Genomic DNA, 12,265 nt, shown 5'->3' on the forward strand with positions numbered 1-12,265 from the left:
TTCCATTATACATGATTGTATACCTTTTGTACGACTTCAAGATCAAGTTTACATAATCATATTATAATAAATAAAGCTGAAGAATTTCTCTTCAGCTTCGAGCTACTTCTTTTTATAAAATAGTCGCGAGATAATTAAACCGATAGCTCCTAAGACGATAAATAACAAGGCCCGTATAGCCATTGGGATAAAAGGTAAATCGTATAAAATGAGTTTAAAAAGTGTTAAGAACAAAATGCCCACGCCGATATACGTTGCTGTTTTAAACGTTTTAAGTGATCCTATTACAAATGCTGCAATGGACATCCCTAACCAAACGGCCGTCATAATAAGCGTTTGCGGATTAGTGGAAAGATGATTGGTGCCAGCGACCGTCACTTCTGTAGCAAAAATTAAAGAAAGAATAGAAAAAACAATACTTCCTCCAATTTTGAATATATCGTGCTCATCCCGTTCTGTTTTTTGAATGCTGATCCATATAAATACTGGAATAGAAGCTAACACAACAATCCAATTTAATGTCGGAAGAGACAGCACTCGTTCGATTGGTGTAACTAAGATATACGTTGCACTCAGTATATAAATCGTATAAGAAAATAGTTGATGAAGTAGATTTTTATACGTCATGGCGATATAGTAAACAGCAAGTCCTTGAATCACATATAAAATAACTCCTTCTCTTAAATCGACGAGCTGATGAATAAAAAACGCTACTGCAACAATTAAATAGGTAATAAAAAATTCAAATTTCTCTTTAGAACTTCTTACTGCGTAAACACCTAATGCGTAAATAATAACTAGCGCAAGCAGCACCATTGTGGTCGTGCCATCGTCAAAAACGGCGAGCAGCCAGCCGTACGTAACTGCTAAATTCGATAAAAGGGTAAACGCATATACTTGGAGTACGGATTGTGATAGAAAAAAACTTGAAATTAAGCATAAATGCTGAATAAGAATCGCCATACCTAATAACTCTTTTACACCATTATCACCGACAAACGAGTAATAAATGAGTAGCGTAAGATTTAATAGTACCGCGGAAAGAACATATAAAATTGAATATTTTTGTTTGATTGCCACATATAAAAAGGCAATATACAGAAGCGTTTCATAGCCAATGAAAACGAGCGCATTAGGCGAATTACTTTCAATAAGAAAAGGAACTAGTACGCCTCCAACCGCGCTAATAATACCTAATGCCTGTGAACGATAAAAGACTGTCGCGATAATCCCTAGGATAATCCAGCTCGCATTTAGTATAAAAGCAAGCATTGGTCCCGCTAAATGATACAGACTATGCATCGCAAACGTCGTTAACATGAGGATAGGAATAGCTCCTCCTACAAGTACTTGCCCGAGCACCAACCTGCCCTTTTTAATTTGGAAATGACCTGTCACAGCAAAACCTATTGAAACAGCGAAACCGAGAACAACTTTTGCTTTTTCATTCATTAACCCATAGTCAGAGGCTGCTTTAAATCCCCATAGTACGCCAATAATAAATACAAAAATAAAAATTCTCGGCAGCCATGTTTGAAAAAGGACTTTTTCCCAATCAACGGGTTCTTCTATTGCCTGTGAGCTTTTAGCTGCTGTTTGAGCAGGACGTTTAGTCGTCTCCTCACGCTGCTTGGGAGGAGCGTGAACTGTTTTTGGTCTTGGAGAATTTGTTTTATATACGAGCGACTTTAGCCTGGCTACGTCTTCTTCTAAACTGCTTATTTTTCGTTCAAGTTCTTCTATTCTTTCTTTTTCCATATTTCCTCACCCTTTCTCTTTAAAGTATTTGTGATTTTTATATGTATACCTTACAACACTTAACTATTATACCATTAAAAGGAATATCCCTTAGAAACATTCCATTTTAAGCAAAAAAAAATACAGCGCCCTTTTCAAAAGAAAAGTTCGTTGTATAGGATGTGCTGCATTTTTTATGTCACTTTCTCGCTGTATGTACTATGAAATCCCGCTTCGATGTGGGCTACTTGAAAGCTATGGTGACCAATTAAATATTTAACAATATCCACACGGTCAATTTTACCGGGCTTATTATTCATTGCTTCTCGCACCATAGATTGAAATGTTTCTTTGCAAAACTTCTTTTCATGAAGCAGAATCGTTTCACAATACTCTTCATGGTCTCCCTCTGAAATACGATAATAATGCATTTCTTTCACCCCTTTTTAATGTTATACCTATTACATACCCCAAATATTGCTATTTTAACAAATTAATTTTATTATTCTTTCTTTTTCCATATATATGGTTTATAGGGCAACGTTTCGAAACTCGTCGTTATAAATGCTAATTTGAAGCCGCTGAGAAAAACGTTCTTGTTCGATATATGTTTCAGGCATTAATCCAACAGGATATACCTTAGGGTTTTCGCCACTTCCTAATATGTATACATACATCTTTCCTTCGCTTGTATATCGAACTTTCGTCGAAATACCCCCTTGCCCTTGAAGAGGCGCATAAACAGCTCTTACATTATCTCTTATTTCTTGTACAAACCCATGCAGTTCAACATCAGAATCATAATAATGGTTTGCTTCATACAAGCCGTAAATACGAGACTTATCGATATCACATAATATATTCCAAAATTCAGATAAATCTTCTTGGAACAACACTTGAATAAAATTCCGTGCAGCTTCTTGCTGTTCGTTTGTTAATTCTTTTGTTAGCGCAAACTCTTCATTTTTTAACATCTCAGTCACCTCCCTTTTGTATGTAATACGACAACAGATAAAAATAACCTCTTTTTTTCAACTTATTAGCAAGCAATTTATTTTTTTACATTAAAAATTGAAAAGTTATTTTGACTAAGGCGTCAGAATAACTTTTCAATTACTGTAGAATAATTACGTAAAATATTCGATTTTTGCATTCGGAAAATACTGATCAATGTAATACTCTAATGTTTCTCTTAATTCTTGTTCTTCATCTTTTGCGTATACATACTTTCCAATTCCGTAACGCCCCCATTTGTAGCGGCGCTCCTCTTCATTCATCTCAAGCTTTGTTTTCGGATAATTTTTCTCGATTACCCGTTTGGCCGGCTTGGTAAAACGATGCTGAATCATTTCAAACGTAATATCATCTCTTGACTCCTCAGGTATAGAGGCGTCAAGCTTTTCAAACAGCTGACGGTATCCCTCTTGCCAACCTTCATGAATGTAAATAGGCGCCACAATAAAGCCAAGTGGATATCCGGCTTTTGCAACTTTATTAGCAGCTTCAATCCGGTAATCAAGAGGAGATGTACCAGGTTCAAAGTTTTTTATAACATAATCTGCATTTATGCTAAAGCGGAAGCGCGTGCGACCATTATGTTTAGCATCCAATAAATGATCCACGTGATGAAATTTAGTCACAAAGCGCAGTTGACCTAGTTCACTTTCCCCAAAATATTCAATCGCGCGCTTTAATGAATGTGTTAAATGGTCAATTCCTACGATATCAGATGTACAAGCCGCTTCAAATCGCGTTATTTGAGGGGCTCTTTCCTGCATATATTGCTCTGCTTGACCTAATATTTCTTCAACATTCACGTACGTGCGAATATATGGTTTGCTTCCCATTGTTGTCTGCAAATAACAATAGTGACAGTGCCCCATACACCCTGTTGCAAATGGTATTGCATATTCAGCTGACGGTTTAGATGTATCAAATTTCAATGTTTTACGCACGCCAACTACTAAAGTCGACTTGGCATTGCGGTATTTTTGCAAATCATTTTTTCCCGGTATATTACGCACTTGATTATGGGAAGTTGTTTGACGAATCTCAATTCCCATCTTCTCAAATTTTTCTTTTAATTGAACACCAAGCGGGTACTCCATTGCTCCTGGCTCAATATATACTAATTGAGGTACAAAAGGTTTTATCATCATGCACACTTCCTTTTTTCTAATACTAATAGCGTTTGAAAAATAAAAAGACTCTATCCTTGGTAATTAATTATTTTTCACACAAAAAGAGATGGAAACATAATGAAATGAATCCAATCTAAAAACGAACAATAGGGATAAATGAGCCGAACTGCTTGTTCCACCGCTATTGATTTCCGTGCAAGGCTTCGCTTTCCGCGGGCGGCTGATGAGCCTCCTCGTCGCTTACGCTCCTGCGGGGTCTCATCTATCCCGCTTATCCCGCAGGAGTCTCCGCCTTGCTCTCCAATCAACTACTAGAAACACCTACATACATGAAATTTGCGTTCACCATGATCATAAAAAAACACGAACTATTCATCCATTTTTGATAGATAGTTCGTGTTTACCTTTAACTACACTATTTTTGTCTTAGCCTCTGCATCAGTCATATTGTTCATAATCAAATATCTTATTATACATTTTTTCAGCTTCTTCATACGTTGAATACACAGCATCATCTTCAGCTAACAAATGGTAAGACTCATGTAAAAACAGCGCCTTTTCACCTTTGTTTTCCGGATGTTCAACAATTTCAGCTTGATTAATATTCGCAACGTTTGCCGTATGAGGATTTCGGTAAATAACAAATACTTGATCTCCCACTTGATATTCTTTTTTCTCCACGATCATCATCCTTTTCTTCTTTCTTTACTCGTATGATGTCCGCTTTTGCTCATTTTATCCGGTAAAAACACCTCATGGCATCATCAAAAATTCATACGCTTTTACGCTCAATAAACCGAAAAGGGAGCTCAATTTTCTGAGGAGTCTTACTTCCAACTAATGTAAAAAGCGTTTCTCCCATTTCCTTAAGAGGAAGTTCGATCGTTGTTATTTGTAAATAAGAAGAAAGCGGATGATTATCAAAACCAATGATAGCTAACTCACCAGGAACTGAAATACCCGCTTGTTCGCACTGAGCTTTTATTCCGATAGCTACTTGATCGTTTGTTACTAAAAGCGCCTGAGGCCGATTTTTCATCTGCACTAATTTTCCCACCACTTTTTCACCATCTGTCACGTTCAAACAGCCTTGAAAAACCCATTCCGGATGATAAGGCTGATTTATTCTTTTTACATATTCTTTGTATGCTTGTTGCCGCTGTTGACTATTCGTACCCGTCATTCTTCCAATACAGTAGCCAATATCCGTATATCCTTTTTCTTTTAAATACATAAGCGCCTGTTTAAAAGCTGCATAATGATCAACGTATACGGAGCGAATAGAACGATTCTGTACGTTTTCGCACACGGCTATCGGTCCGTACTGCTGATAATATTCAATCGTGCTCCAGCTGCTTGCTCTAGAACAAATAATCACTCCATCAACTTGCTTTGTTTTCAGCATATGAAGCGCTTCTTCTTCTTTTTTTACATCATAGTTCGTTTGACAAATAACAAGCTGATACTGCTTTTCTAACGCTTGAGATGCCACTCCTTCTAAAAGCAGACTAAAATACGGATGATTAATAAAAGGCAAGACGACGGCAATCATATTTGTTTTCCCTTTTGATAAGTGAACGGCATTAATGTTTTGTTCATAATTAAGTTCGTGAATAACCTGCTCTACCAGCCGGCGTTTTTCTTCTTTTACATACGGATGATGATTTAGCACCCGGGATACAGTCGAAACAGATACACCAGCTTTTTTTGCGATATCTCGGATATTTGTCATGTTTTCACCTTTTTCTCTTGCGCTGAAACGCGTTTCATACTTTATTCTCATTATAAAGTGAAACAGCAAGAAGCTAAACCCGTTACCATCGTGTTTTTATTCATTTACGTAAGGAGGTCATTTCATGGGTATTTTATTATTCATTTTATTATGCGGGATTGAAATTGGAGGAGCGGCTTATGCACTTAAACAGAACGAGACGCTTTGGAAGGAGTTAGATGATGAAAAGCCGACTGATTTTTTTAAACAGTAAAAAACCCTTAAAAAGAACATTCTTTTTAAGGGTTTGATATTACGCAGCTTCTTTAGATGACTTTGACTTTTTATTTAAACGAGGAAATCCAATTACAATTGCAATGACCCCGCAAACCGCTGTTAACATTGGGTAGAATGTAAATGGAATAATCTCAATCGGTGAAACTTTAGCAAATCCTGCTGCGAGAAGCATTTGTGCGCCGTAAGGGATAAGCCCTTGAACGCTGCAGGAAAACAAGTCAAGTAGACTGGCTGATTTACGATTATCAATTGAATATTTATCAGAGATTTCTTTTGCTAACGGACCTGCTGTAATAATTGAAATCGTGTTATTAGCCGTCGCTAAATTAGTTAAACTTACTAGTCCAGCGATGCTGAATTCGCCGCCTTTTTTTGTTTGAATACGTCGTGTTAATAAATTCAATAAGAACTGAATACCGCCGTTATAGCGAATAAGCTCAACCATTCCGCCGATTAGCAGAGATAAAATAATTAACTCTGACATTCCGCCAATACCTTCTGTCACAGTTTTAGCAAGAGAAGAAAGCGTGTAGCTTCCGTCAGCTAATCCAATCACGCCGGCTAGCACAATTCCTCCGGTTAAAATACTTAATACGTTTGCACCAAATATGGCAGCAACCAGTACGCCGACATAAGGCAAGATTTTAAACCAGCTAAAATCTTTAATTTCTACTGATGACGTATTGCCTAGCGTCATTACAAGCAATAAAATTACCGTAACAATCGCTGCAGGAAGGACAATAAAAAAGTTTACTTTTAATTTATCTGACATATTTGTTTTTTGCGTACGAACTGCTGCAATGGTCGTATCAGAGATTACGGATAAATTATCTCCAAACATTGCACCACCAACAACGGCAGCAATTGCTAATGTAATGGATACATGCGCTTGCTCACTGATTCCTACAGCGATAGGCCCTAGCGCAGCGATTGTTCCCATTGACGTTCCCATCGAAATTGAAATGAATGCGCCAATAACAAAGATTCCGACTACCACTAAGCTTTGCGGAAGCACAGACAGAGCTAAGTTTACCGTTGAATCAACAGCTCCCATGCCTTTAGCAACTTGAGAAAAAGCACCTGCTAAAATAAAAATAAGCACCATAATAATGATATCAGGATGCCCTGCTCCTTTAGCAAAACGCTCCACTTTTACATTAAGTGAATCTTTACGATTCATAGCCAGCGCCACAATGGCTGCAATAATAATGGCTACTAATACAGGAAGCTTATAAAAATCTCCCGTTATAATTCCTGATCCGACAAACAGGACTAAAAAGACGCCCAGCGGTAACAGCGCCCAGCCGTTTCCTTTTTGTTGTTCCATTCTTAACACCTCTTGTTTACGTAATAAAAAAAGACCTCTTCTTATTGATAAGAAGAGGTCTCTTATTTGTATCATAAGATTACCCTTCTCATCTTCCAAACGAAACATCGTCTGCTGGATTTGGCACCGCACTGCGTACAGCCAGTTGCCGAGACATCATAGGGCCAGTCCCTCCGTCTCTCTTGATAAGAAGTTTATAGTTGTTTTAAAAATAGTCTTTCACTACTGTAATCTCTTTTTATTTAATTGTCAAATGCTATTTTAGAAAAATATATAGTGCAAAAATTCTCACATCAATTAGCTACGTCTCGTTTTAAAAACGCTGCCCAAGCTACGCCCATAAAGAAGACAAAATGGGCAACTAAGATGAAAATGGAAAATGGAATCGTCATGCCGTCAAACAGCGGCTTCATTCCGTCCATATACTGCACAAAGTTCGTGTTGGCAAATAATAAAAATTTCCCCCACCATAAACCTAGCTCTGATACCAGTCCTGTTACAGCTTTCGCGCCGATACTTACGACAATAGCTAGACTGGAAGCAAGCGCGCTGTTTCTAAATAAAGACGACAGCATGAATGCGAACGTCATCATCATAAACGTTTCCATATACGCACTGTCATACGTAAGCGTAATGTTTTTAAGCAGCTGTGCATCTCCTTCTAGACTGGTAAAGCCAAAGAACAATGCTCCCCATACAAATGAAAAAAGCAAATAGCTCAGTAAATAATATAAGCTAATTAAAACGAGAGTTAGGTACTTGGATGCTAAAATCGTTGAACGTCTAGCAGGGCGAATTAAAAGAAGTTTAATGGTACCTGCTTCAAACTCTTTTGCAACCATTGACCCTCCAACAGCAAGCGCGAAAAATTGAACGAGAATCAGCATACCTGAACTAAATGACAGGAAGTTCAAAATATTGTCTTCTGTTCCTGCACTGTTTGCTACTTTCTTCATTAAAAGAGCCATACAAAGAGTTAAAATGCCGATTGTAATAAACGTGATTTTTGTACTTCTTTTGTGAAACCATTTCATGTGTTCATTTTGAATTAGCTTAAGCATGGTGCTCTCCTTCCGTAACGGACATAAACGAATCTTCAAGCGTCTCATACACAGGGGTAATTTGGTAGACTAAAATATCGCTGTCCACTAATTTTTTATTTACAGCTGGAATTTGCTCTTTTACAATCGCCACGTCGATACTATGTGATCTCACCGTTACTTCAAATTGTTGTGATAAAAGATCCGCTGCTTTTTGCGCATCAGACACTTCAAATTCTACGTACATTCCTTGATCTTGACGATTTGGAGATAAATCTTGAACGGCTTTTAACTCACCGTCTTGAATAATGCCAACGCGATCACATAATGCTTCTACTTCTTTTAATAAGTGGCTCGCGATTAAAATTGAAATTCCTTCTTCCCTGCAAAGCGTTTGTAAATATGTACGAAATTCTCTCATTCCCGCTGGATCTAGACCATTGGTTGGCTCGTCTAGTAAAAGCAATGCAGGCTTATGTAAAATAGCTTGAGCTACTCCTAAACGCTGTCTCATCCCAAGAGAATACGTCTTCACTTTTGCATGAATGCTGTTTTCAAGCTTTACTAAAGCAATCACTTCATCCAAGCGTTCTGATGTAATCCCTTCATGCATATTCGCAAAGTGTTTTAAATTTTGATAGCCCGTCAGATAATCATAAAACTCAGGGTTCTCAATAATTGCGCCAATTGATTTCATAGCTGATGTAAACTGTTCCTTTAAAGGAAAGCCGTTAACGGTAATCGTTCCCTCTGTTTCTTTAATGAGTCCTACGACGGTACGAATTAGCGTTGTCTTTCCAGAACCGTTTGGACCAAGCAACCCGAAAATCTCACCGCGCTCAACCGATAAGGATACATCATGCAAAATGGTTTTCTTCCCAATTACTTTACTGACATGATCTACTTGTAGCACTGTTTCTGTCATCATGTACATCCTTTCTTTAATTAGCAATACGCCTTCTATTGTTTCTCTTTTTTAACTATTTGTCTACTATAACCTTATTTTTGGAAAAGCAGCCCATTCAAATCATTCGTATTATCCGCTTACATTTGATAAAATAAAACAAATCTTAGTTAGAGGAGGACTTCTACATAATGAACTTAACCGTATACCTTGCCGGGCAAATTCACGATAACTGGCGAGACGAAATTAAAAACCAAGCAGAACAATTAAACCTTCCCCTTACCTTTGTCGGTCCCATGACAGACCATGACCGGTCCGACAACATTGGAGAAGAAATTTTAGGAAAACAGCCTAACGCTGTCTTAAAAGATGAAGCTGCTTCTCAAATTAATAATTTACGTACGCAAGTACTCCTTAAAAAATCTGATGTGGTTATTGCTTTATTTGGCGAAAAATACAAGCAGTGGAACAGCGCAATGGATGCGGCGACAGCCATTGCATTAGATAAACCGCTAATTTTGGTTCGCCCTGAAAAACTGCACCATCCGCTTAAAGAACTGTCAAACAAAGCCCAAGTTGTAGTCGAAACGCCAGAACAGGCTCTTCAAGCATTAGCTTATATTTTTGAATAGCAAATAAGAGCTGTCGGTTCTGGACAGCTCTTATTCTTCATTTATCCCTCAGGCTCCTTACTGGGGGGAATATTTTTTAGCAAGCTCTAAGGCTATTCCTTTTAGTTTCTTTCATTTCCAACATCAAAACAAGCCAAATTGTACTTAGCTGCTCACTTTTTTGATCCTGACGTTCCATAATCTTTAATCATTAATTTTACATCATAGTTAATTGGAACTTCACTAAATGTTTGATCCCAATTGTCTTTAACCCTCATCCATACTCCGGGCCTTTTAATTCTCAATTGATTTCCGAACCCGGCCACATCGACTTTATATTCTTTTTGCATTTTTTCTACCGTGTTTTTTACGAGGTGCTCCACTTTTTTTTCTGAGTTTTTTTGCACCTTCTGTAAAAATTGATTTTTTAAAGGATTTCCTGAGACCACCCAATTTTCAGATAGCCTCCCCTCGGATTCAATATGCACATCGAAGGAGATGCTATTTCCTTTAACATGAGGTTCAATATGACTTTTCATGGATTCTATTTCGTATACAATCAGCTGACCGGTCTTTTTATCAAAGCTTTTCACTAGCCCGCCTTTCCCTTTTCCTGTGATCCAAGTCAGACCATCTAGTTCTTCTTCATTCAAAAAACCGATCATTTTGTTTGTTTTCCCTTTAATTATGGCAGCACCAGCAAATTTGATTTCCCCATTTGCCGATAATACATTTTGCAATAGAAAACTAGTCCCTGATTCAATATTGCTCTCTAATTTAATGAGCGACGTGGGAGGTAAAATTCTCGTTGTTCGATATGCATTTTCCACCATTCCAGCCAAACGAAATGCCGGGATTTCTCCTGCTGTCTTCGATTCTAGCCCGTCCCTAGCTCTCCCTTTACTAATAAGTACAAGACAGCTTGGTCTAATCTCATTATCACGAAGAAACTCATTCACTAATTTTCCTAAACTATACGTTCTCGCAAGAGCCTCGCCAATAATAATTACTTTTAGATGTTGGCTGGCAATCGAAGTCTCTCTTCGCAATGATAATTCACGGGTCATTTGATGAATAGAATCTCCCGTTTCAGCCATATTCACGTAAGCCTTCTGCTGAGGTCCTCCTTGGACAGTTGTTGAACTTGCCACTTGCGGGGTGATCAGTTGGTAGGTTGACGTAATTAAGTTCCTTTTGGGATACTCTTCTTGTTCATCAAATTCTTTTTCGGTCATGGACTTGTTAGCTTTATCAAGAGCCATACCTACTCCTAAACTTCGTTCTTCAATTTCATGACTACTCCAGCAGCCCGCCAGAGGAAAAAGCAAAAAAACAGAAAGCAAAACCGATAAGAAGATCCGTACGTGATTAGAGACTTGTCTCATACTTTCTCCCCTTTATTTTTGAAATGATAAGAAGCAGTACGGGTAAAAAGCCAAATAAAATCAGGGCAGCATTACCAACCATATCTCCTAATTTAAATACATCATTGATATTTCTAGGGATCATGGAAATGAGATAAATAACCGGAAGCACACCATACATAAATGGATGGATATTTTTTTTAAAAAGCTGAGACAGTCCTAATGAAGCAGCGTAATGGTTAACATTAAAAGAAGTAAACATTTGCATAATCCATACCACCAGCAACAAGGAATCAAAGCGTTCAAATATTAACCCAGTTAATTCATAACTTCTTATTAAATCAAGCGTAGGCCACGTTCTCGTAACCACTCCATCCACTGAGAACGCTCCGACAACCATCACGACGGTAATAACATAAAGAAGCAAAGGAATCGCAGTACCAACTAGTACAGCTTTTACTGCTTTGTTTGGTTCTTTCATGAATGCCAATATTAAAAGCATGAATTCAGGCCCAGTAAACGCAAGAGCTGTTGTCCTTATCCCTTTTAGCACCGGCGTAATACCTGAACCTAGTACCGGGCGCAGATTATCCACTTCAAATATTTTGATACTCATAAAGGCAACAAGTAAAAAAAGAATAACGGTAATAGGTAATATAATTTCAAATATACGGGCAATTGGATTTATTCCCCCTCTTATCAGATAGAGACTTGCCCACATAAATGGCATGATTATAGCCCATTTTGGGGTTCCTTCCAACAATAGATATCCAGTTACCTCTGCCAATGAACGAGCATGAAACCCACCAAGTGCCAAAAAATAACCTATCATGAGGAAACTAAATAACTTGCCTATCCATTTCCCTACAATTTCTTGGCTGTATTGATAAAAGGTTTTTTCAGGGAAGCGTTGACTTAGTTTCACCATGATTACCCCTGCTATCATGGTGATTATCCCCCCTAAAATAACAGTTAGCCAAACATCTGGTGTTTTCACTTTTTCCGCAGCTGCCCGGGGCAAGGTAAGAATACCTGTTCCAAGAATAAAGTTGGTAATAATAATAGTTGTTTGAGGCGTCGTAATACGATCTTTTGAATTTATCATTTCTAACAGCCCATTTCCTTTCATCATA

The 12,265-nt window shown here is 37.9% G+C and carries 14 protein-coding genes and 1 riboswitch; of the genes, 2 read left to right on the forward strand and 12 right to left on the reverse strand.

Translation table 11 applies throughout. The annotated features are described in order from the left end of the window. Nucleotides 1–102 precede the first annotated feature (102 nt). The 7 genes from AC1D0Y_RS12350 to AC1D0Y_RS12380 all read right to left on the reverse strand — a co-directional run bounded on the left by AC1D0Y_RS12350 (nt 103) and on the right by AC1D0Y_RS12380 (nt 5,610). A complete protein-coding gene (locus tag AC1D0Y_RS12350; RefSeq protein ID WP_477707613.1) occupies nt 103–1,758 on the reverse strand; it encodes a DUF2339 domain-containing protein in 1,656 nt (551 codons plus the stop codon). A gap of 173 nt (nt 1,759–1,931) precedes the next feature. Beyond that, on the reverse strand, nt 1,932–2,168 hold the full coding sequence (locus tag AC1D0Y_RS12355; RefSeq protein ID WP_013056931.1) for a hypothetical protein: 237 nt from the start codon (nt 2,166–2,168) through the stop codon (nt 1,932–1,934). A 99-nt stretch (nt 2,169–2,267) separates the two neighbouring features. Continuing rightward, nucleotides 2,268–2,711 (reverse strand): hypothetical protein, encoded by a 444-nt coding sequence (locus tag AC1D0Y_RS12360; protein ID WP_025752277.1) that lies wholly within the window; start codon nt 2,709–2,711, stop codon nt 2,268–2,270. Between the two features lie 153 nt (nt 2,712–2,864). Further along, a complete protein-coding gene (splB, locus tag AC1D0Y_RS12365) occupies nt 2,865–3,893 on the reverse strand; it encodes a spore photoproduct lyase (RefSeq protein ID WP_025752275.1) in 1,029 nt (342 codons plus the stop codon). Between the two features lie 77 nt (nt 3,894–3,970). Continuing rightward, nucleotides 3,971–4,186, reverse strand: a complete 216-nt coding sequence (locus tag AC1D0Y_RS12370; protein ID WP_060745713.1) for a hypothetical protein — start codon at nt 4,184–4,186, stop codon at nt 3,971–3,973. Nucleotides 4,187–4,316: 130 nt separating this feature from the next. Beyond that, on the reverse strand, nt 4,317–4,565 hold the full coding sequence (locus AC1D0Y_RS12375; protein WP_016764006.1) for a transcriptional regulator SplA domain-containing protein: 249 nt from the start codon (nt 4,563–4,565) through the stop codon (nt 4,317–4,319). A gap of 85 nt (nt 4,566–4,650) precedes the next feature. Next, entirely contained in the window at nt 4,651–5,610 is a 960-nt protein-coding gene (locus AC1D0Y_RS12380; protein ID WP_477707614.1) for a LacI family DNA-binding transcriptional regulator, read from the reverse strand. Nucleotides 5,611–5,734: 124 nt separating this feature from the next. Here AC1D0Y_RS12380 and AC1D0Y_RS12385 point away from each other — a divergent pair, with 124 nt between their 5' ends. Beyond that, a complete protein-coding gene (locus AC1D0Y_RS12385) occupies nt 5,735–5,863 on the forward strand; it encodes a hypothetical protein (RefSeq protein WP_013083044.1) in 129 nt (42 codons plus the stop codon). A 39-nt stretch (nt 5,864–5,902) separates the two neighbouring features. On the opposite strand, the gene AC1D0Y_RS12390 is transcribed toward AC1D0Y_RS12385, so the two are convergent. From AC1D0Y_RS12390 to AC1D0Y_RS12400, 3 genes are all read right to left on the reverse strand, one after another. Further along, nucleotides 5,903–7,213 carry a Na+/H+ antiporter NhaC family protein gene (locus AC1D0Y_RS12390; protein WP_098333237.1) on the reverse strand — a complete coding sequence of 437 codons (1,311 nt, stop codon included), beginning with the start codon at nt 7,211–7,213 and terminating at the stop codon, nt 5,903–5,905. 85 nt (nt 7,214–7,298) lie between these two features. Beyond that, nucleotides 7,299–7,405, reverse strand: a riboswitch (SAM riboswitch). Nucleotides 7,406–7,506: 101 nt separating this feature from the next. Next, nucleotides 7,507–8,274 carry an ABC transporter permease gene (locus tag AC1D0Y_RS12395; RefSeq protein WP_028408634.1) on the reverse strand — a complete coding sequence of 256 codons (768 nt, stop codon included), beginning with the start codon at nt 8,272–8,274 and terminating at the stop codon, nt 7,507–7,509. Further along, nucleotides 8,267–9,178, reverse strand: coding sequence for an ABC transporter ATP-binding protein (locus AC1D0Y_RS12400; protein ID WP_025752265.1), 912 nt, complete (start codon nt 9,176–9,178; stop codon nt 8,267–8,269). Before AC1D0Y_RS12400 ends, AC1D0Y_RS12395 begins: the two co-directional genes overlap by 8 nt. Before the next feature lie 170 nt (nt 9,179–9,348). Here AC1D0Y_RS12400 and AC1D0Y_RS12405 point away from each other — a divergent pair, with 170 nt between their 5' ends. Further along, entirely contained in the window at nt 9,349–9,789 is a 441-nt protein-coding gene (locus AC1D0Y_RS12405) for a YtoQ family protein (RefSeq protein ID WP_025752263.1), read from the forward strand. Nucleotides 9,790–9,941: 152 nt separating this feature from the next. Here the strand turns inward: AC1D0Y_RS12405 and AC1D0Y_RS12410 are convergent, their stop codons facing one another. After that, entirely contained in the window at nt 9,942–11,153 is a 1,212-nt protein-coding gene (locus tag AC1D0Y_RS12410; RefSeq protein ID WP_477707615.1) for a Ger(x)C family spore germination protein, read from the reverse strand. Then, nucleotides 11,137–12,264 carry a spore germination protein gene (locus tag AC1D0Y_RS12415; RefSeq protein ID WP_477707616.1) on the reverse strand — a complete coding sequence of 376 codons (1,128 nt, stop codon included), beginning with the start codon at nt 12,262–12,264 and terminating at the stop codon, nt 11,137–11,139. Before AC1D0Y_RS12415 ends, AC1D0Y_RS12410 begins: the two co-directional genes overlap by 17 nt. Between the last annotated feature and the right edge of the window lies 1 nt (nt 12,265).

This window comes from Priestia sp. P1_B12_1 (genome assembly GCF_056406695.1).

Excerpts from the sequence above, each read along its gene's own strand:
- AC1D0Y_RS12350 (WP_477707613.1), bottom strand. The coding sequence starts at position 1,758 with ATGGAAAAAGAAAGAATAGAAGAACTTGAACGAAAAATAAGCAGTTTA.
- AC1D0Y_RS12355 (WP_013056931.1), bottom strand. The coding sequence starts at position 2,168 with ATGCATTATTATCGTATTTCAGAGGGAGACCATGAAGAGTATTGTGAA.
- AC1D0Y_RS12360 (WP_025752277.1), bottom strand. The coding sequence starts at position 2,711 with ATGTTAAAAAATGAAGAGTTTGCGCTAACAAAAGAATTAACAAACGAA.
- splB (WP_025752275.1), bottom strand. The coding sequence starts at position 3,893 with ATGATAAAACCTTTTGTACCTCAATTAGTATATATTGAGCCAGGAGCA.
- AC1D0Y_RS12375 (WP_016764006.1), bottom strand. The coding sequence starts at position 4,565 with ATGATCGTGGAGAAAAAAGAATATCAAGTGGGAGATCAAGTATTTGTT.
- AC1D0Y_RS12380 (WP_477707614.1), bottom strand. The coding sequence starts at position 5,610 with ATGACAAATATCCGAGATATCGCAAAAAAAGCTGGTGTATCTGTTTCG.
- AC1D0Y_RS12385 (WP_013083044.1), top strand. The coding sequence starts at position 5,735 with ATGGGTATTTTATTATTCATTTTATTATGCGGGATTGAAATTGGAGGA.
- AC1D0Y_RS12390 (WP_098333237.1), bottom strand. The coding sequence starts at position 7,213 with ATGGAACAACAAAAAGGAAACGGCTGGGCGCTGTTACCGCTGGGCGTC.
- AC1D0Y_RS12395 (WP_028408634.1), bottom strand. The coding sequence starts at position 8,274 with ATGCTTAAGCTAATTCAAAATGAACACATGAAATGGTTTCACAAAAGA.
- AC1D0Y_RS12400 (WP_025752265.1), bottom strand. The coding sequence starts at position 9,178 with ATGACAGAAACAGTGCTACAAGTAGATCATGTCAGTAAAGTAATTGGG.
- AC1D0Y_RS12405 (WP_025752263.1), top strand. The coding sequence starts at position 9,349 with ATGAACTTAACCGTATACCTTGCCGGGCAAATTCACGATAACTGGCGA.
- AC1D0Y_RS12410 (WP_477707615.1), bottom strand. The coding sequence starts at position 11,153 with ATGAGACAAGTCTCTAATCACGTACGGATCTTCTTATCGGTTTTGCTT.
- AC1D0Y_RS12415 (WP_477707616.1), bottom strand. The coding sequence starts at position 12,264 with ATGATGAAAGGAAATGGGCTGTTAGAAATGATAAATTCAAAAGATCGT.